This is a genomic window from Gluconobacter morbifer G707, assembly GCF_000234355.1.
Taxonomy (GTDB): Bacteria; Pseudomonadota; Alphaproteobacteria; order Acetobacterales; family Acetobacteraceae; genus Gluconobacter; species Gluconobacter morbifer.
Window position 1 is genome coordinate 1 of the sequence record NZ_AGQV01000002.1, and the last position, 16,617, is coordinate 16,617.

General features: G+C 58.7%; 23 protein-coding genes and 1 tRNA gene. 16 read left to right on the top strand and 8 right to left on the bottom strand.

What is annotated here, in order from left to right; genetic code table 11:
• Window positions 1-415 (bottom strand): hypothetical protein (locus GMO_RS04755; protein WP_040508249.1); only part of this gene is annotated, 415 nt, incomplete at its 3' end.
• Between GMO_RS04755 and GMO_RS14360 the strand changes: the two genes are divergently transcribed.
• The 7 genes from GMO_RS14360 (at window position 408) to GMO_RS04780 (ending at window position 2,929) form a co-directional block, all read left to right on the top strand.
• Window positions 408-563: a hypothetical protein gene (locus GMO_RS14360; protein ID WP_175282586.1), complete on the top strand. Its 156-nt coding sequence runs from the start codon at window positions 408-410 to the stop codon at window positions 561-563. The two genes, GMO_RS04755 and GMO_RS14360, sit on opposite strands and share 8 nt — an antisense overlap.
• Entirely contained in the window at window positions 550-795 is a 246-nt protein-coding gene (locus GMO_RS04760) for a hypothetical protein (protein ID WP_050801407.1), read from the top strand. The genes GMO_RS14360 and GMO_RS04760 overlap by 14 nt, the downstream gene beginning before the upstream one ends.
• A 296-nt stretch (window positions 796-1,091) precedes the next feature.
• On the top strand, window positions 1,092-1,235 hold the full coding sequence (locus GMO_RS14365) for a hypothetical protein (protein WP_008851176.1): 144 nt from the start codon (window positions 1,092-1,094) through the stop codon (window positions 1,233-1,235).
• 47 nt (window positions 1,236-1,282) lie between these two features.
• Window positions 1,283-1,744, top strand: coding sequence for a hypothetical protein (locus tag GMO_RS04765; protein ID WP_139064386.1), 462 nt, complete (start codon window positions 1,283-1,285; stop codon window positions 1,742-1,744).
• 35 nt (window positions 1,745-1,779) lie between these two features.
• Window positions 1,780-2,193 (top strand): hypothetical protein, encoded by a 414-nt coding sequence (locus tag GMO_RS04770; RefSeq protein ID WP_040508255.1) that lies wholly within the window; start codon window positions 1,780-1,782, stop codon window positions 2,191-2,193.
• On the top strand, window positions 2,190-2,720 hold the full coding sequence (locus GMO_RS04775) for a class I SAM-dependent methyltransferase (protein WP_040508257.1): 531 nt from the start codon (window positions 2,190-2,192) through the stop codon (window positions 2,718-2,720). Before GMO_RS04770 ends, GMO_RS04775 begins: the two co-directional genes overlap by 4 nt.
• The gene (locus GMO_RS04780; protein WP_008851180.1) at window positions 2,717-2,929 is read left to right on the top strand and encodes a helix-turn-helix transcriptional regulator; all 213 of its coding nucleotides are present in this window, start codon (window positions 2,717-2,719) and stop codon (window positions 2,927-2,929) included. The genes GMO_RS04775 and GMO_RS04780 overlap by 4 nt, the downstream gene beginning before the upstream one ends.
• Here GMO_RS04780 and GMO_RS04785 read toward each other — a convergent pair.
• From GMO_RS04785 to GMO_RS04805, 5 genes are all read right to left on the bottom strand, one after another.
• Window positions 2,924-4,156 (bottom strand): tyrosine-type recombinase/integrase, encoded by a 1,233-nt coding sequence (locus tag GMO_RS04785; RefSeq protein ID WP_008851181.1) that lies wholly within the window; start codon window positions 4,154-4,156, stop codon window positions 2,924-2,926. The two genes, GMO_RS04780 and GMO_RS04785, sit on opposite strands and share 6 nt — an antisense overlap.
• Before the next feature lie 160 nt (window positions 4,157-4,316).
• A tRNA-Ser gene (locus tag GMO_RS04790) sits at window positions 4,317-4,407 on the bottom strand.
• 18 nt (window positions 4,408-4,425) lie between these two features.
• The gene (locus GMO_RS04795) at window positions 4,426-5,082 is read right to left on the bottom strand and encodes a phosphoribosylanthranilate isomerase (protein WP_008851182.1); all 657 of its coding nucleotides are present in this window, start codon (window positions 5,080-5,082) and stop codon (window positions 4,426-4,428) included.
• Window positions 5,079-5,789 (bottom strand): orotidine-5'-phosphate decarboxylase, encoded by a 711-nt coding sequence (gene pyrF / locus GMO_RS04800; protein WP_008851183.1) that lies wholly within the window; start codon window positions 5,787-5,789, stop codon window positions 5,079-5,081. Before pyrF ends, GMO_RS04795 begins: the two co-directional genes overlap by 4 nt.
• A gap of 10 nt (window positions 5,790-5,799) precedes the next feature.
• On the bottom strand, window positions 5,800-6,159 hold the full coding sequence (locus tag GMO_RS04805; protein ID WP_008851184.1) for a LapA family protein: 360 nt from the start codon (window positions 6,157-6,159) through the stop codon (window positions 5,800-5,802).
• A 165-nt stretch (window positions 6,160-6,324) separates the two neighbouring features.
• On the opposite strand from GMO_RS04805, the gene GMO_RS04810 reads away from it, so the two are divergent.
• The 6 genes from GMO_RS04810 (at window position 6,325) to GMO_RS04835 (ending at window position 13,663) form a co-directional block, all read left to right on the top strand.
• Entirely contained in the window at window positions 6,325-6,615 is a 291-nt protein-coding gene (locus GMO_RS04810; RefSeq protein WP_008851185.1) for a hypothetical protein, read from the top strand.
• Between the two features lie 147 nt (window positions 6,616-6,762).
• Window positions 6,763-7,284 carry a protein-export chaperone SecB gene (locus tag GMO_RS04815; protein ID WP_008851186.1) on the top strand — a complete coding sequence of 174 codons (522 nt, stop codon included), beginning with the start codon at window positions 6,763-6,765 and terminating at the stop codon, window positions 7,282-7,284.
• 56 nt (window positions 7,285-7,340) lie between these two features.
• Window positions 7,341-10,547, top strand: coding sequence for a glycosyltransferase (locus tag GMO_RS04820; RefSeq protein ID WP_008851187.1), 3,207 nt, complete (start codon window positions 7,341-7,343; stop codon window positions 10,545-10,547).
• A gap of 4 nt (window positions 10,548-10,551) precedes the next feature.
• Complete coding sequence (locus tag GMO_RS04825) at window positions 10,552-11,967, top strand: M20/M25/M40 family metallo-hydrolase (RefSeq protein WP_008851188.1); 1,416 nt, start codon at window positions 10,552-10,554, stop codon at window positions 11,965-11,967.
• A 2-nt stretch (window positions 11,968-11,969) separates the two neighbouring features.
• Window positions 11,970-12,968: a 4-hydroxythreonine-4-phosphate dehydrogenase PdxA gene (gene pdxA, locus GMO_RS04830; protein WP_008851189.1), complete on the top strand. Its 999-nt coding sequence runs from the start codon at window positions 11,970-11,972 to the stop codon at window positions 12,966-12,968.
• Window positions 12,965-13,663: a pyridoxine 5'-phosphate synthase gene (locus tag GMO_RS04835; protein WP_008851190.1), complete on the top strand. Its 699-nt coding sequence runs from the start codon at window positions 12,965-12,967 to the stop codon at window positions 13,661-13,663. The genes pdxA and GMO_RS04835 overlap by 4 nt, the downstream gene beginning before the upstream one ends.
• 55 nt (window positions 13,664-13,718) lie before the next feature.
• On the opposite strand, the gene GMO_RS04840 is transcribed toward GMO_RS04835, so the two are convergent.
• The gene (locus GMO_RS04840; RefSeq protein ID WP_008851191.1) at window positions 13,719-14,342 is read right to left on the bottom strand and encodes a hypothetical protein; all 624 of its coding nucleotides are present in this window, start codon (window positions 14,340-14,342) and stop codon (window positions 13,719-13,721) included.
• 183 nt (window positions 14,343-14,525) lie between these two features.
• Between GMO_RS04840 and GMO_RS04845 the strand changes: the two genes are divergently transcribed.
• Window positions 14,526-14,750, top strand: coding sequence for a DUF3126 family protein (locus tag GMO_RS04845; RefSeq protein WP_008851192.1), 225 nt, complete (start codon window positions 14,526-14,528; stop codon window positions 14,748-14,750).
• A gap of 21 nt (window positions 14,751-14,771) precedes the next feature.
• Here GMO_RS04845 and GMO_RS04850 read toward each other — a convergent pair whose 3' ends face one another.
• A complete protein-coding gene (locus GMO_RS04850) occupies window positions 14,772-15,308 on the bottom strand; it encodes a DUF2939 domain-containing protein (protein WP_040508263.1) in 537 nt (178 codons plus the stop codon).
• 106 nt (window positions 15,309-15,414) lie between these two features.
• Here GMO_RS04850 and GMO_RS04855 point away from each other — a divergent pair, with 106 nt between their 5' ends.
• Both GMO_RS04855 and GMO_RS04860 read left to right on the top strand, forming a co-directional pair.
• Complete coding sequence (locus tag GMO_RS04855) at window positions 15,415-16,176, top strand: HesA/MoeB/ThiF family protein (RefSeq protein WP_008851194.1); 762 nt, start codon at window positions 15,415-15,417, stop codon at window positions 16,174-16,176.
• The gene (locus GMO_RS04860; protein ID WP_008851196.1) at window positions 16,173-16,550 is read left to right on the top strand and encodes a DsrE/DsrF/DrsH-like family protein; all 378 of its coding nucleotides are present in this window, start codon (window positions 16,173-16,175) and stop codon (window positions 16,548-16,550) included. The genes GMO_RS04855 and GMO_RS04860 overlap by 4 nt, the downstream gene beginning before the upstream one ends.
• The last annotated feature ends 67 nt before the right edge of the window (window positions 16,551-16,617 follow it).

The window sequence follows — 16,617 nt, forward strand, 5'->3', positions numbered from 1 at the left end:
ACCTGTGACCTTCATGAATGCCTGCACCCAGGAAGGGTTTGACCGCTTCCTCAAGTCTTCGATCGCCCCGTCGGTCCATAACAAGGCGCGGGATGTTCGAAACAGGATGGTCGCGTGCCAGAACCTGGCGACGCAGAACGCAAGCCTGAGCAATCATCGTGTCGCCCAGTCGTGGGGTGAATGAGCCTATGGCCAGGCGCAGGAGCTGGCCAGCCTTCTTTCCCTCAACTGTCTGCCCGAGCCGGTTCCTGCCATTCCGCCCCGGCCGCTCGATTGCCGACCTCTCACGGTATCTCCGCTGGAAGAGATCGAGGCGGCAGAAGCGGCCCGCACCCTGAAAGACTGGTGCACAGGGCAGGTTTTCCTCCTCCGCGGCTTCGTGGAGCGCATTCTTCGGGGAGGCCATCATGCTCATTGATCTGCCCGGCTCCATCGGCCCGATCATTCTGTGTCTGTACCTCTTCCTTTCCGGCTTCCTCACCGGGATGGGCCTGGAGCGTTTCCGCTACGTGGTCAGCATCTTCACTCCTGGCAAAGGGAGTGGATCCGATGAACGCCAGTAGTCGCAGTTCCGACAAATTCTGCGTGGTCATGCTCGGTCGCAGGCCTGGCAAGGACAGCACGAGGTTCGCCGAGTATCTCAAGGCCGAGAAATTCGCGAAGGAGCAGGCCTCACGCTATTGCTGCGCCTTCGACATCTTCCGCGGACGGCGTCTGGTTGCCACGGCCTGCACGCCGAATTTCCAGGGGCAGGTCAAGGTCGACATGACCACTTACGGAGCGACCATCGCATGAGCCGGGTTCGTTGCATCCGTTCTCGCGCACTGGTCAGCCCTGAGATCGCAGGGAAGGGGGCTGAGCGATGAGATGCCCCTATGCCGGATTCCGTACCTTCAGTCGCCGCGCTGCGGAGATGGGATATGCGCCACGCAAAACCAATGGCGGCCACGTCTGCTGGACACATCCTTGCGGAGCCCTGGTCTTCGGATCGAGCACGCCAGGAGACCATCGAAACGAGCAGAACCTTCTCGCCCTGATGCGTCGGAAGCTCCGCCAGAGCGCCGCTGCATCAGCATCCTGAGGAAAATCTCATGCACCCGTACATCCTTCTCGCCCTGCTGGCCGGTCCCCAATGCTTGCCGTTCATGCATACGGAGCAGGGCAGTCCCTATTCGACCGTACCAAAGCAGAAAATCACCGCCATCCGCCTTGTCTGCAAACCGGAAGAGGACTGATCGTCATGACTGAGACTGGACAGAGGCGTCCAGGCCGAACCCGGGACATGCAGGTCTCCGAGCTGACCGTGCTCTTCAGGGCAAATATGCCATGGGACCAGCCCATGACCGCAGCCGATACATTCGTTTCAGAGATCGAGGCGAGATGCGCAGAAGAACAGCGCCGGAAGGATGCGGAAGGGAAAGAGCTTATCGACCTGACCGCTCTGAAAGCGGAACAGGGATTTGACTGTGACGAAGGACGCCTTGATCCGGGCGTATTGGATAAAATCAAAAAAGGACGCCTTACTCCCGCCAACGTCGCCGCGCTGGAGGCGAGGGTGAAGGTGTTGGAGGACGCCATTAATGCGGCTTGTGAGCGCCTATCGGCTCCCGCATGGACTATCTGCGCCAACACCCATTGCGAGCGGGCCGATGAGTGCCGTAGCCCCGCAGAATGCGGCGGGACCGGGAAACCTGGAGCACTACGCATCCTTCGCGCCGCCCTCACACGCGAGGGAGGGGAGTGATGGTACCGACAATGCGCATCCGGAAGGCCTAGACTGTGCGTGTAGCCTGGTGGGATGAAAGCGGAATCCTATATGGCCCATCAGCCGGAAAGGTCCGAGCCAAAGTCTACCGGGACGTTGACGATGTTTCCTTTTCAGACATCACAGTTCGGCGCTGTAAAGAAAAGGACATCTTCCTACCTGCTCCGGACGAGATTGCCTTAGGACTTACCCCCAAGGAACGGGACGCCCTCTTGCACGCCCATGGCTCGACTTGTGGCGATGTCATGAAGGCTGGGTTCAGGGATCATTATTACACGGATGCAAACAATCCTGTGCTTTGCTCTTTAGTTGAGAAAGGATTGATGCAGAAGTCTAGTCGTGGATGGGATGAAGGCTGCATCTATTTCTACACGACAGATGTAGGCAAGAACTGCGCCAACTCCCTGACGCCGGAATATAATCCATGAGCGGGCGGACGGATACGGAGCGGCCAATTCTCGACCCGTGTTCTGGCAGCCGGATGTTCTATTTTGATCGCGCAGATCCTCGCGTCTTTTTCGGGGACATTCGGCATGAGACGCATGAGTTAAAGGATTCTTCTAGCGCTGGCGGTAGCCGGAAACTCATCATCGCTCCGGACCAGGCAATGGATTTTCGTGCATTGCCGTTCCCCGAGGCAAAATTCCATCTCGTCGTGTTTGATCCACCACATCTTACATCGAACGGAGCGACCGGGTGGCTTGCAATGAAGTACGGGAAACTCAGGGAAGAGTGGCGTGAAGATATCCGTCAGGGATTTCGTGAATGTTTCCGGGTTCTGCGACCATTCGGGACGCTGATCTTCAAGTGGAATGAGCACGAGATCCCTGTCCGGGAGATCTTGGCTCTTACCGATCAGAAGCCCCTATTCGGCAATCGATGCGGCAAGACCGCGAAAACACATTGGATTGTTTTCATGAAGGACGCAGCCATAAACGCGGAGGAGCGGGGATGAATGAGACATCACAACTTCTGACAGTCAAGGAAGTGCAGTCACGTCTTGGCTGGAGCAGAGCGACGATCTACCGGCACATGAGCGCAGGTCAATTTCCACGCCCGCGGCGTCTATCGTCCGGCTCTGTCCGATGGGATCAGCGCGACATTGAAGAACTGATCCGCATCGGAACCGATGCCTGGCGGGAACAGAGTATGGCCTCCCTATAGGGAGTGGGGCTTTCTACAAGTATTCACAAGATCCTTGAGGCTGGCCTGTCTTTCCAAGATCAAGTCGGCCCAGATCTGCGCCAGCTCGCGACGACGGACGAGAAACTGAGCGCGATTGTAGGCACCCTCCACTTTGTTTTTCATGGTGTGGGCAAGCATGAGATCGATCGGCTGCCGATCCTCCGGAAACCTTTCATTCATCGAACTTGAGAAAGTGGCCCGGAAGCCATGCGGGACATGGCGCTGATGATATCCGGCACGGTTCAAGAGGTAGCCGATAGCATTCTCGCTCATGACTTGCTTAGGGCGTCGAGCATTTGGGAAAAGATGCGGCCAGCGACCGGAAAGGGGCCGCAAAGCTTCGAGCAGTTCAACGGCCTGCCGTGAGAGCGGAACAAGGTGCTCACGCTTCATCTTCATTCGAATTGCCGGAATGCGCCATAGAGGCTCTGCGCCGTCCAGGTCCTCAAATTCGTTCCACATGGCATAGCGCAGTTCGCCCGGCCTCACAGCAGTCAGATACAGCAGTCGAAGCGCCAGGAGCGTGACAGGATGAGCGTCTTCCTTCTCGACCTTGCGGATCATGGCGCGCGCTTCATTCAGATCTGTTATGGCTGGCTGGCGTCCCTGTACCACAGGACGCAGAGCAGGGGCGACAATGGCGGCTGGATCTGCTGTGCCGTATCCGCAGGCAATGGCATGGACAAAAATACCTGACATCCTTTGCCGGGCGCGATGGGCAGACTCAACAGCTCCCCGGTTCTCGATCTCACGCAGGACGGCAAGTACTATTGGCGGCGTTAGGTCATTGACGGGCATGTGGCCAACGGATGGGAGGACGTCACGCTCTAGGCTGCGCCACACATCCGCCGCGTGCCGCTCCGTCCAGAGATCCTTGCGTTGCTCAAACCAATCCCGGGCAGTCGCGATGAAGGTCTGAGAAGGATCGACTTTCCCAATCGTCTTGAGCAGCTTTTTCTCTTTTGCTGGATCGCGGCCAGCTTGCAGGACCTTTCGCGCTTCGTCCCGCTCTGACCGTGCATCGGGCAGCCGAACATCTGGGTATGATCCGATCGTATAGGTCTTTTCCTTGCCCCCGATCTCATACCGCCAACGCCAGTGCTTTCCACCTGATGGCGTCACCTGAAGATACAGGCCACCTCCGTCAGTGAGTTTGAAAGGCTTATCCTTCGGCTTGGCCGCCCGGACTTGCGAGTCTGTCAGCATCTGGTTCTACCCGGTCTCTTCCCAAATTATACCCGCCGTCTACCCGGTTCGGAACGAGACAGGATGAGACAAAACGAGAACGAATGAGACAACAGAATGACGCAAAACACTGGACAGACCAAGGCTTTGAGACAACATGAGACTGATTGAGAAAGGAAGCTGGCGGAGAGAGAGGGATTCGAACCCTCGGTACGCTATTAACGTACACACGCTTTCCAAGCGTGCGCCTTAAGCCGCTCGGCCATCTCTCCTGTCGAGCGAGGTGGTGTTTACGGGAGAGGAGATTTCAGATCAACCCCTTGCCGGATGTTTTCGACAAAATTTTTGATCAGGAGCGGAGACTTGTGTCCGCGCTCCTTTTCCACCCCTGATGAGACATCAACGGCTGGCGGATGGGCGATCCGGAGGGCATTTTTCACATTGGCCGGTGTCAGGCCGCCTGCCAGCATCCAGAAGCAGGGTGCTTTCCAGCCTGCCGTCAGGGACCATTCAAAGGTTCGGCCCAGACCGCCCGGACGTGTATCGGTCGCAGTGCGCGGGGATTCGATGACATATCCGTCTGTAACGGCATATTGTGGAAGGTCTTCTGCGGTTTTTATACCTTTGGCAAGCCAGACGGGACGTCCGAATTTTTCCCGAATCTCTGCTGCGCGCTCAGCTGTGTCATAAATCTGGAGAACATTGAGTTGGACGGCTGCGAGCGTTCTGGCGATAGTGTCATCACTGGCGCCAACGAAAAGTCCGGCTCTTTCCGGGCCCTTCTCGCTTGCGGCAGGTACGCTCCGGTCCAGTTCACTGGCCTGGTCGATGGTCAGGAAACGGGGGGAGGCGGGGTGGAAAACGAAACCGACCCAGTCAACTTTCAGATCGGCGCAAAGCACCATGGTTTCGCGATCGCGAATACCGCAGATCTTTATACCGGTCATGCAGAAGCCAGTTCATCCATGATGGCCTGTGCGGCGCGGGCCGGATTTTCGGCGCGTATGATGGGCCGCCCAACGACGATCCAGTCCGCGCCGGCCCGTGCAGCCTGTGCTGGCGTCATGATTCGTTTCTGGTCATTGGCGGATGCGCCAGCGGGGCGGATGCCGGGTACCACAAGAATGGGATCGTCACCGAGAGCATCACGCAAAGGGGCGATTTCATGAGCCGAGCAGACCAGCCCGTCCGCTCCGGCCTGCATGGCCAGTTTTCCCAGACGCAGGACCTGCTCCCGGGGAGGTGCATCCACGCCTGTCTCTGCCAGTCCTTCCGCATTCATGCTGGTCAGGACCGTGACAGCGAGAAGTTTGGGACGCGTTTCACCGGGCAGGATGGCCTTTTCCAGGGTCTCCCGGCCTCGTGCAATCATTTCCGAGCCGCCGGAGGCGTGAATGGTCGTCAGGGCGGGGCGCAGGGATGCCAGCGCGGAGAGCCCGGAAGCAACGGTGTTGGGGATATCATGCAGTTTGAGGTCAAGAAAAAGGGAGTGACCTGATGAGACTTCCTGTACCGCCTCGAAACCACACGAATATGTGAACTCCATGCCCAGTTTGAGGGCGTCCACAATCCGGCCGACGTCGTCTGCCCAGGAGAGAGCCTGCTGACGGTCCTTGGTATCGAGTGCGGCAATGAGGCGGGTACGATGGGTCATGGATTTCAGATCAGACCTTTTTGTCCGGAAATACGGTTTTCTTGGGCGTGAGAGGCGTGATGTCCGGGGAGGAGGTCGGAACACGAGCCGCCTGGAGACGGTCGATACGCTGGTGCAGTTCGACGATCTGACTTTCCAGTGTGCGGACCTGTCCTTCTGCCCGCCGCGCCCGGGAACGCTGCCGCAGATCGCCGATCCAGCCAATCAGCAGGCCGATCAGCAGGCTTGCAACCCCGATGCCGAGACCGAGTGTCCCAATCGAAAGATGCCAGCCGAACGAGATCAGCCAGACCGGCTGGGGATCGGCATTACTCAGGGCAAAGACAATCAGAACGGCGAAAAAGATTACAAGAAGAAGAAGTCTCAGCATGGAGATGTCCTATCGTGCTGCCTGCAACGCGGCAAGAAGCCGGGCGGGAGGATTGATTTCCTGTCAGCAGTCATGATGTGCTTTCGCATGGACATAACCATGCACTGGTGCTGACATTTCATAATATGGCGTATCATCACCCGCACGTCACCGGAAGGGACTGCCGTGTCTGAAATCATTCCACTGCGTCCAGCTTTGCCAAAAGCCGATACACTCTGGGCCGTTATTGCCTTTCAAGGCAAGAGACGCGTCATTGCAGACCTGCATCTCAGCCGGGAAGCGGCGGAGGCGGACTGCCAGTGGCGCATGGCTCAGGTCCGCGCCTATGCGCGTTTCCTGATCAGCGAGCAGCAGCCTCCGCCGGCCTATATGGTTGAACGGATCAGGAAGACGGATCTTCCCCGCAGGTGGGAGCCTCTGCCGGCTCTGGGGATGTTGCGGGGGCGTTTTATCTAAGGCTTTCTGTCAGGCTGCATGGTGGCCTCCCTCTGGCCAAACCAGGAAGGACATGACAGAAAGCAGGAATGAAACATTTCCTTGCGTTCCAAGGTATTGGAGTATCGGCGCGGGATATATGACGATGATTTGATAAAGGTCAACATAATGGACAACGCGTATACGGATACAGTCACTGGGTCGTCCGACGTCGAAGGTGTAAAGGCCAGCCCGGCAGCACCTCCGAGGCTTGTAGTCGGCTCACAGTATCTTCGCAGTCTTGCCATCGATATCCAGAATACGCCGGATGTTTACTTCAGTCTTCCGCCGCAGCCTCATATTGCCATGATGGTTGATGTGACAGCGCGCCAGCTTGGCGAGCAGCCCAACTTTGAGGTTTCTCTGGTGATCCGCGCGCAGGGACTGGAAGCTGCTCCCACGCAGGAAGCGCCTTCGCCGAAAGTGCTGTATGAGATCAACGCGTCCTATGCGGGGCTGTTTGGTCTGTCAGGACTGATGTCGGAGGCCGATGTTGAACCGATGCTTCTGGTTCAGGCGCCCGGTTTTCTTTTCCCATCCTCCCGTGCTGTCATTCTCAGTACGGTGCGTGAAGCGGGTTTCCCTGTCGCCAATATCCAGCCGATCGATTTTCACGCCCTGTGGCAGAGCCGACGCGCCCAGCAGCGTTAAGGCATGACGTCAGGCTTGTCAGAAAGTCCCTCAGCTCCGCAGGAATTCCCGAAAGCATGACCGACCATATCCTCTCTTCCCCCGCTTTTGCAGGAGATCGCCCTCCGCTCTGGGCAGCATTCGACCCGGGATGGTACCGGACGCGGTATGGAGAACGCCTGCGGGAAGAAGCGGAAATAGAGTCAGACAACGGTGAGACGACTCTCGACCTTAGCGATGCTGCTCTTGAGCAGCACTGGAAGCAGAGAGGCGTACGGCAGGGCTTTTCCCCCAACCGCTTCTTTGATGAGGAATGGTACCTGCGCCAGAATCCCGATGTCCGGGAAGGGATAGAGCTGGGTATTTTTGACTCGGGCTTCCTGCATTACTGTGAAAGCGGTTTTCGGAGCCGTTCGCCGCACTGGCTTTTCTCCGAGGAAGGTTATTTCAGCTATAATCCGGATCTGAGCCCGCATGTTCTGATTTCTCAGGGTTTCTGCAACGGATATGATCATTATCTGGCCGTCGGGGATCAGGAGCACCGGAAGTCCTACCTATTCTTTGATCCGGCGGTTTTCCGGGCTGCCAGCCTGGCGCAGCGCTCCAGCTACGATTTTTCGATCGGGGATTTCGTCCAGTTCATCTCGTCCACAGAAGGGGGGCAGAGGCGGTCTTCGTGGTATTTCAATCCTGACTGGTATCTGCAGCGCTATCCTGAAGTTGCGGATGCCATCCGGCAGAAGATCTACCTTAACCCTCTTCACCATTATCTGACCAATGGTGACCCGACGGCCTATGATCCCAATCCGTGGTTTAGCGAGGCATTTTATACCTCCCATAATCCGGATGTCGCAGCGACGACCCAGGCTGGTGCCATTCGGAATGCCTACGAGCATTTTGTCCGTTTCGGGATAGCCGAGAAGCGACAGCCGCAGGAAGGGGTGGATCTGCACGCTCTTGCAGCCAGGCCGGGCGTGCAGCGTCTGATGCGACAGAAAAAGCTGCCTGACCTTTTCGCTCTCTGGGTCAGCCTGCAGGGCGAACTGCCGGAAGAACCGAATGAGGCGCAGGCCTCGAACGACCAGTACCGGAGCCTGGATCTGCAGTATGCTGACACCCTGATTCCCTCAATGATGCGCGCACCACTGGATTTCCGGCCGGTGCGTCACCCGGATGTCAGCGTCATCATCCCGGCGGCCAACCAGTTCAGGGACGTCCTAGCCTCTCTGGCCGCGCTCTCCAACAATGATCCTGGGACATTGCAGATCATTCTGGTCGATGCGGGTTCGACTGATGAAACGCAGGATATTACCCGTTTCGCCCGGGGAATCAGGGTTCTGCAGCCGTCATACCGGACGAGCATTTTCGAGCAGGTCATGCTTGGAATGGGCGCTGCGGATGCGGATATCGTTCTCTTCATGGCGCCCGGCACCCAGCCTTTCCCGGGAGCCATCCGGGCCGCGCTCCAGAATTTCCAGGAAAAATCGATCTGGGCTGTTGGCGGCCAGACGCTGGGACTGAACGGGCGCATCCTTGAGGCTGGCACTGTCGTCTGGAGGAACGGTACGTTCTGTCGTTTTGGTTATGGAAGACGGGCGAATGAGTCGGAAATTGCCTTTCGGCGTCCGGTCGATGGATTTACGGCCGGAATGCTGCTGTGCAGGCGGGAACGGCTGGTCGCGCTCGACGGGATTGACCGGAACTGCACTGGATCGGAATCGCGTCTTCTGTCCATCTGTCTCACGCTGAGACAGGAGGGGGGCGGTATCCTGTATGATCCTTCCGTTCTGGCAAAGGCGCCGGAGCCGCCTCCGGTGCCGGAAAAATTGCTGGCGCGCAACTGCACCATTATGCGGCACCGCTTTGCGGGGCTACTGTCCCGACAGCCTTTTCCGGGTAGTAACCTCATGCGCGCCCGGATCTCGGCCGCGGTTCCGACCATCCTGTTTCTCTGTTCCAGTCTGCCGCGTCACAGCCTCGGGACGCCTGGCCTGCGTCAGCGGGCGGTCATGATCGCTCTGAGCCAGATGGGCTATCAGGTCACGGTTTTCCCGCTTGACGGAGCGGGGGGCGAAATGGTGGCCAATGCTCTCGATTTCCCGCCCGAGCTGGAACTCATGGATGACTGTGATCAGTCCGAACTGCCGTCTTTTCTAGAAGAGCGGGCGGAAACGTTCGACTTTGTCTGGGTTGCGGGGACGGAGGTCCTGAAACGTTCCTCTACGATCCTGCAACAGCACGCCATGACATTACCACGTCTGGGCATCATCGCGGATGTTCATGGTGGCAAGGCGCAGGAAGATCATTTGCGCCGCCTGGTCGGCGTGTCAAACGATCGTGAGAAATTACTGCGCGAACTGCTGGGGGAACTGGAAGACGCCTGGCTGGCCCAGACGCTGGTGACCGGTTATGCCCGGGAAAGCGAGGATTTCAACCAGATCGGTTATGGCAATGTCCGCGAACTGGGTTGTGCGCCAGCGCCCGTGGTGTTCTCTCCCGGCTATCATGAGCGGTCCGGCATTCTTTTTGCCCTGCCGATTCTCCGGTCCGGCGACGCCGTTCATGACGGGTTGCACTGGTTTATTCATGATGTCCTGAACCATCTGGACAAGCTCCTGCCGCCGGGTGCCACCGTTCTGCTGGGCGGATACCGGGACAGGGACGTGGACCTATCGGCTTATTCCCGTTATCCGCGGATGGAAGCGCTGCCTGATGATGTGGATCTGCCGGCGCTTTACCAGTCCCGCCGTATCCTGATCGAGCCCAGCCGTGTTCTGGCGTCTCTTCCACAGGAATTGGTTGAAGCTGCGGCGGCGGGTCTGCCAGCGGTGGTCGGAGAGGCGGCGCGGGACATTCTGAGCTGGGAAGACGGAAAAAACTGCCTGTCTGGGGGATTCTGTGATCCACCGCGCTTCGCCCGGGCTGTTGCTGAACTGTACCTGAATGAGGAACGCTGGAACCAGATCAGTTCCGGCGCGCGACAGTGGGTTGAAGAGCAGGACAGGAGTGACCGCTTTGGCAGGCAGTTGAAAGATATTCTGGATCTTGCTGTCGGAAACGGACCTCTGCCTGTATCCTCCGTACCCGTACATATGCTGCAGGAGCGACCTGAAGACCAGCTGTTTGCGCCTGCGCCCCTGCGGCTGCACTGGACCGAACAGGACACCGGGGCTCCTGTCGACTCTTCCGGTCATGACGACACTTTGGAAGACACATCATCTGACGACCACTCGCAGACCCTGGCGCCCCGACTTGGCGTCAGCCTGCCACATTCCGGAAAATGACTGTATGACGTCTGCTCTCTCCACCAGCCTTGATACCGTGCTGGATCATGTCGATCACACTCTTGATGCGTCCGTGGAGCGTCTGTTCGAACTTCTGCGCATTCCCAGTATTTCCACCCAGCCAACCCATGCTGCGGACTGCCGCAAGGCTGCGGAATGGGTACGGAATGAGCTGGAAAAAATCGGGCTGAAAGCGGAGGTGCGGGATGTTCGCTGGTCCGGTCCGGGGCATCCGATGGTTGTGGCTCATGACAACGGAGCTTCGGGCCCGCATGTGCTGTTCTACGGGCATTATGACGTTCAGCCGACCGATCCGGAAAATCTCTGGAAAGCACCGCCTTTCGATCCGCGGCTGACGGAAGATCCATCGGGACGGAAAGTCATCGTGGCGCGTGGCGCAAGCGACGACAAGGGGCAGGTCATGACCTTCCTGGAAGCCTGTCGCGCCTGGAAGGATGTTCACGGTTCCCTGCCTCTCAGAGTGAGTGTTCTGCTGGAAGGCGAGGAAGAATGTGGCGGTGCGAACCTGTTGCCATTCCTCAAGGAGAACGCTGCCGAGCTGAAGGCCGATGTTGCGCTGATCTGTGATACGGCCATGGCGGACCGCACCACGCCTGGCATTACGACATCCCTGCGCGGCATGATGGGGGATGAAGTCGTCGTGCAGTGTGCATCGCATGACCTTCATTCCGGCGTGTATGGCAATGCGGCCGCCAATCCGATCAACGTGTTGTGTCAGGCGCTGGCCATGCTGCGGGATGCGGATGGATGCGTCACGCTGCCGGGATTCTATGACGGTGTCCGAGAGCCGGATGCCGAAACGCGGGCCCAGTGGCGCAAGCTGTTTCCAACCGATGAAACCCTGCTGGGAGAGGTTGGCCTGTCCGTTGCAGCGGGAGAAAAGGGGTATAGCGCCATCGAACAGACCTGGTGCCGCCCCAGCTGCGAAATCAACGGGATCTCAGGCGGATACGAAGGCGAGGGCTTCAAGACCGTCCTTCCTGCAAAAGCCATGGCCAAAGTTTCCTTCCGTCTTGTCCCCGGACAGGACCCAAATCGCATTCGCGAGACATTCCGCGCCCATATCCGCGCTGCGCTGCCCGCCGATGCCCATGTCACATTCACGCCGCACGGTGCTTCACCGGGTTTCGAGGTTTCACGGCAGAGCCGGTTCCTGCCGCCTGCGCTGAAAGCCCTGACGGATGAGTGGAACGTGCCTGCGGTGACGATGGGGTGTGGTGGGTCCATTCCGGTTGCGGGGGAAGTGAAGGAAGCGTTGGGGCTTGATGCCCTGATGGTCGGATTCGCACAGGCTGATGACCGCATTCACTCTCCCAACGAGCAGTATGGGCTTGAATCCTTTCACAAGGGTATTCGCTCATGGGTCCGTATCCTTGCAGCTCTGGCGGAAGCGGACTGATCATGTCCGCTCCGGTTGCGCTGACTTTCGGTGATCCGGCCGGCATTGGCCCCCAGCTTGCGGTCGATGCCTGGCAGCGGCTGAAAATGACCGGAGAGCCTTTCTTCTGGCTGGGGGATCCAGCGCTTGTCGAGCAGGTAGTTCCTGTCACGCTGATTGAAAAACCGGACGATGCGGTCTCGGTTTTTCGTCAGAGCCTGCCAGTCATGGCGGTGCGCTGTCCGGCTGCCGTTGTTCCGGGGCAGCCGGACAGCCTGAACGCTCCGGCTGTCATTGATAGTATCGAACAGGCTGTTTCCTTGGCGAAGCAGGGGCTTGCGGGTGGCGTGGTCACCAATCCGATCGCCAAGCACGTCCTCGCCGCCGCGGGATTTCCCTATCCCGGGCACACGGAGTTTCTGGCGGCATTGTGTGGGGTTCCGGGGCAGGAAATCATGATGCTGGCTTCACCTCATCTGAGAGTGGTCCCTGTCACGATCCATGTGTCTCTTCGCCGTGCTCTCGATACCCTCACGACGGAGAGCATCATCAGTACGGCGCGGACCGCGTATCGGGGCCTGCAACGGGATTTCGGGATCGCGGCGCCGCGTCTCGCGGTGGCCGGGCTCAATCCCCATGCAGGTGAACAGGGTCTGATGGGTACGGAAGAGACGACGCTCATCCAGCCGGCAGTCGACGTCCTGCGTGCAGAGGGTCTGAACGTGCGCGGCCCCATGCCGCCCGATACGATGTTCAGCGCCACGGTACGTCCGACTTACGATGTTGCCATCTGCATGTACCATGATCAGGCGCTTATTCCCCTCAAGACGCTGGATATGGCGGAAGGTGTGAATGTGACGCTGGGTCTGCCTATCATCCGGACGTCACCGGATCACGGAACGGCTTTCGATATTGCCGGGCCTGTCAGGGCGGAGAGCGGCCGGGCGGATGTTTCAAGCCTGCTGGCGGCCCTGCGTCTGGCGGGCGAAATGGCTCATCATCGGCAAGGAGAACATTCATGATCCGACTGGGCGTCAATATCGATCATGTCGCGACGTTGCGAAATGCACGCGGGGGCACGTTTCCCGATCCTGTGGTTGCGGCAGAACTGGCCCTGCGTTCCGGTGCGGACGGGATCACCGCGCATCTGCGGGAAGATCGGCGGCATATCCGGGATACGGACATGCCGAGGCTCAAGGCTCTATCGGGCCCGCTGAATTTTGAGATGGCAGCCACGGAAGAGATGGTCCGGATTGCCTGTGATCTCGGACCGCATGCCTGTTGCCTGGTTCCGGAAAAGCGTGAGGAAGTCACGACGGAAGGTGGGCTGGACGTGGCAGGACAACAGGCTGTTCTGGCGTCCAGAATCGAACGTCTCAAGGATGCGGGAATTCGCGTTTCCCTGTTTATTGATCCTGACCGGCGACAGCTTGAAGCCACCGCGGCGCTGGGTGCGCCTGTTGTGGAACTGCATACAGGCGCTTACGCCCACCATGGCGGACGGGAACTGAAGCGCTTGCAGGAGGCTGCGGCCATCGCTGCCGATTGCGGGCTTGAGCTTCATGCCGGTCATGGCCTGACATACGACAATGTGGGGCCTGTCGCCGAGTTATCCGGCCTGAGAGAGCTCAATATCGGCCATTTCCTTATCGGAGAAGCCGTTTTCGTGGGCCTTGGAGCCGCCGTACGAAAAATGAAAGCCCTCATCAACCCTTGATGAAGCAGGAAACCGGAGGTGCGGGAGTCCTATCCCGCCCTTCGGAGACCGGCTGTTATTTAGTGGGGGATGTCGTTGCGGGTTTGACGGGCTGGATCAGAGGCTCGGTCTGGCCGGCTGAGTAATTCGGGACGTATTTGCCGGAATTATCCGAATACGTGGCGGTTGCGCTCTGTGGCGGTACGGAAGGCGGCGTGAAACCGGAAACCGGTCCGAACGGTCCGCCATTAACCTTGCGCATCGTGGATTCACGCTGGCGAGCACAGCCCCGGGTGATGATGGAGCAGATGCCATCCGTGCCGATATATTCGTCGTCATTCCCTGTATAATGGACTTCGGAAACGCGGTCGTGATCGACACGGACAAGCATGCGGCATGTCGTGCCGCCGCCGCCGAAAGCGGACTGATAGATGCTGACGGCAGACTGCACGGGAATCAGAGTAGAATCCGAGACCGTCGGCAGGGTCTTTGTTCCATCATACTGCCAGATCTCGGTCGTATCGTTCAGCTTCTTGGTCGAAGCCGGGATGCCGGCACAGGCCTGGAGGTCATAGGAGGTCATTCCGACCATTTCGAGCTGCGCCTTGTGCGCACTTCGCGAATCAAAATATCCGCACCCTGAAAGGGCGGCGCTTGCTCCGAGAGCGGTCATCAGACGAAAAGAGAGGAGGCGCATCATGTCTCCATGGCGTGGGGATCATCCTGCAGATTCTGGGGCAATCCAAAGCCAGCCGGATGCGGGATAGGATGGAAAGTGGACCGTTTCTACAACAGAACGCCAGACCTGAACAGAGGAGACGGGTTCCTTTGTTCAGGGGGATGCGTTACAGGGCAGACCTCTCAGACATCAGGAGTGCCACCAATGGCCGACATGACCCCATCCGAGGTGACACGCCTCCAGACCACCCTTCGCCGTCTTCTGGGTTCACCGAAGCTGACCGTCAACAAGCCTACCCGCAAAGGCATGAGCGTTGAACTGGCTGCGGATGGCGAAGTGATCGGGACCATTCATCGCGACGAAGACGAAGGAGAAATCTCCTACGCCATTCACATCACGATTCTTGAGGAAGACCTGCCTCCGGCCTGAGGAACGGGCGGCAGGCTGAATTCAGGCTGGAGGAACGGCGGCTGGCATTTCAAACCGCGTGATTTTCCAGCCCCAGTGTTCGAATTTCATGTGAAGAACGAACGGTGTCTGGCCTGTCTGGTCGACGCGGGCTTCAAACCGCGTCGGGCTGACGAAATGGGCATGGATACCCTGCAGGGCTCCAAGCAGACCGCTGGCGGTCTGCTCGCCGATATTTCTGGGCATGATCTGGTGAGCAGTCGTCATCAGGGTTGCTGGCGTCAGATGGGTATCGATGGCATTGGAGACGACCTGCCCGGCGAATGAACTGCCGAAATCCGGCAGTTCATCATCGGACGCCACCACGGGAGGCGGAGCGAACTGCTCCTTGAGACAGTGGGAGAGGGAACTCCAGTCCACATGCGGAGACAATCTGGCCGTATTGTTGCCATGAAGGGCGCGGTCTATGTCCCATAGCGCGACATAGGGCGATATTGCATAGGCGGCGAGAACGGCGCCGATACCAACGCCGATCCCCTGCCAGCCACGAGATGTAACTTTCCGCAAACCGTTTCGCATCTGTCTCTCCGCTCGAACCCGGCAGCCCCGGTACCGAAAAGCTCAGGGTGGATATTCCTGACGGTAACGTCTTTGCGCAGGAAAAGTCAGCAACTATCTTGAAAAAATGAGTCTCGTTTTCTCCGACGCCGAACTTGAGCGATATTCGCGCCATATCCTTCTTCCGCAGGTGGGTGCAACCGGGCAGAATCGTCTTCGCAATGCCTCGGTCCTGCTGGTCGGGGCAGGGGGGCTCGGTGCGCCTCTGGCCCAGCAGCTTGCCGCTTCGGGAATCGGGAGGATCGGGCTGATGGATGATGACAGGCTGGAGCTCAGCAATCTTCAGCGTCAGGTTCTTTACGCCACGCCCGACCTTGGCCGTTTCAAGGCCGATGCCGCGGCAGAACGGCTGCAGGCGCTTAACCCGTTGATCGAGGTGGTGCCGTATGTTCAGCGGGCAACGGGGGGCACGCTTGATGAGCTCGTTCCGCGATATGATCTCGTCTGTGACGGAACGGATAATTTTCCCACACGCGTTGCGGTATCCGATGCTTGTGTAAGACATGGGCGGACGCTGGTTTCCGGGGCCGTACAGGGTTTTGCGGGGCAACTGGCTGTCTTCAGACCGCAGGAAGGCGGTCCATGTTACCGGTGCCTGTTCCCCGACGCGGAGCGGACGCAGGCCCCGTCCTGTGGGGAAGCAGGCGTTCTGGGTGCGGCGACGGGTGTGATGGGCAGTCTGATGGCTGTGGAGGTCATGCGTGAAGTCATGGGCCTGGAGGGGAGAAACGAAACACGCGTCATGCTGTGGGACGCCTTGGCCGCGGAGATGCGCAGCTTCGTTCTCACACGCGATCCCACCTGCCCGGTGCATGGGCCGCGGTCATGAGGCCAGTCTGTTTTCTGACGCTGGCTGACGACTCATGGCAGCGTGCTCATTATGCCTTCATCGTTGCGGCAGGTGCGCTGTCACTGGGGCGGGACGTTGTCCTGTTTGCCGGGGGGCGGAGCGTTCATGCGCTGGCGAAGGACTGGTCAGGCCTTGCCAGTATTGTTCCGGATGATGAGCTTGCCAGCCGGAATGTGGCGGGATTTGAGGATCTGAGAACTGCTGTCATGGAACTGGGTGGTGTTTTCATGGCATGCGAAGCCGGGCTGAAACTGACCGGGCTGCGTGCGGGTGACCTGCTGGACGGGGTTCAGGTCCGGGGTGTGGTCACATTCCTTGAACAGGCAGGCGACAGACCCATCCTGGGGCTGTAAGTTGCCTGAACGCACAATTTGACCATGTTTCTTGATTTGGTGACTTGTCGAAACTTCTGACCCTTGG

Excerpts from the sequence above, each read along its gene's own strand:
- GMO_RS14360 (WP_175282586.1), top strand. The coding sequence starts at position 408 with ATGCTCATTGATCTGCCCGGCTCCATCGGCCCGATCATTCTGTGTCTG.
- GMO_RS04860 (WP_008851196.1), top strand. The coding sequence starts at position 16,173 with ATGAGGCCAGTCTGTTTTCTGACGCTGGCTGACGACTCATGGCAGCGT.
- GMO_RS04805 (WP_008851184.1), bottom strand. The coding sequence starts at position 6,159 with ATGCTGAGACTTCTTCTTCTTGTAATCTTTTTCGCCGTTCTGATTGTC.
- GMO_RS04835 (WP_008851190.1), top strand. The coding sequence starts at position 12,965 with ATGATCCGACTGGGCGTCAATATCGATCATGTCGCGACGTTGCGAAAT.
- GMO_RS04825 (WP_008851188.1), top strand. The coding sequence starts at position 10,552 with ATGACGTCTGCTCTCTCCACCAGCCTTGATACCGTGCTGGATCATGTC.
- GMO_RS04840 (WP_008851191.1), bottom strand. The coding sequence starts at position 14,342 with ATGATGCGCCTCCTCTCTTTTCGTCTGATGACCGCTCTCGGAGCAAGC.
- pyrF (WP_008851183.1), bottom strand. The coding sequence starts at position 5,789 with ATGACCCATCGTACCCGCCTCATTGCCGCACTCGATACCAAGGACCGT.
- GMO_RS04760 (WP_050801407.1), top strand. The coding sequence starts at position 550 with ATGAACGCCAGTAGTCGCAGTTCCGACAAATTCTGCGTGGTCATGCTC.
- GMO_RS04850 (WP_040508263.1), bottom strand. The coding sequence starts at position 15,308 with ATGCGAAACGGTTTGCGGAAAGTTACATCTCGTGGCTGGCAGGGGATC.
- GMO_RS04855 (WP_008851194.1), top strand. The coding sequence starts at position 15,415 with ATGAGTCTCGTTTTCTCCGACGCCGAACTTGAGCGATATTCGCGCCAT.
- GMO_RS04820 (WP_008851187.1), top strand. The coding sequence starts at position 7,341 with ATGACCGACCATATCCTCTCTTCCCCCGCTTTTGCAGGAGATCGCCCT.
- GMO_RS14365 (WP_008851176.1), top strand. The coding sequence starts at position 1,092 with ATGCACCCGTACATCCTTCTCGCCCTGCTGGCCGGTCCCCAATGCTTG.
- GMO_RS04765 (WP_139064386.1), top strand. The coding sequence starts at position 1,283 with ATGCAGGTCTCCGAGCTGACCGTGCTCTTCAGGGCAAATATGCCATGG.
- GMO_RS04775 (WP_040508257.1), top strand. The coding sequence starts at position 2,190 with ATGAGCGGGCGGACGGATACGGAGCGGCCAATTCTCGACCCGTGTTCT.
- GMO_RS04795 (WP_008851182.1), bottom strand. The coding sequence starts at position 5,082 with ATGACCGGTATAAAGATCTGCGGTATTCGCGATCGCGAAACCATGGTG.
- GMO_RS04785 (WP_008851181.1), bottom strand. The coding sequence starts at position 4,156 with ATGCTGACAGACTCGCAAGTCCGGGCGGCCAAGCCGAAGGATAAGCCT.
- pdxA (WP_008851189.1), top strand. The coding sequence starts at position 11,970 with ATGTCCGCTCCGGTTGCGCTGACTTTCGGTGATCCGGCCGGCATTGGC.
- GMO_RS04780 (WP_008851180.1), top strand. The coding sequence starts at position 2,717 with ATGAATGAGACATCACAACTTCTGACAGTCAAGGAAGTGCAGTCACGT.
- GMO_RS04815 (WP_008851186.1), top strand. The coding sequence starts at position 6,763 with ATGGACAACGCGTATACGGATACAGTCACTGGGTCGTCCGACGTCGAA.
- GMO_RS04845 (WP_008851192.1), top strand. The coding sequence starts at position 14,526 with ATGGCCGACATGACCCCATCCGAGGTGACACGCCTCCAGACCACCCTT.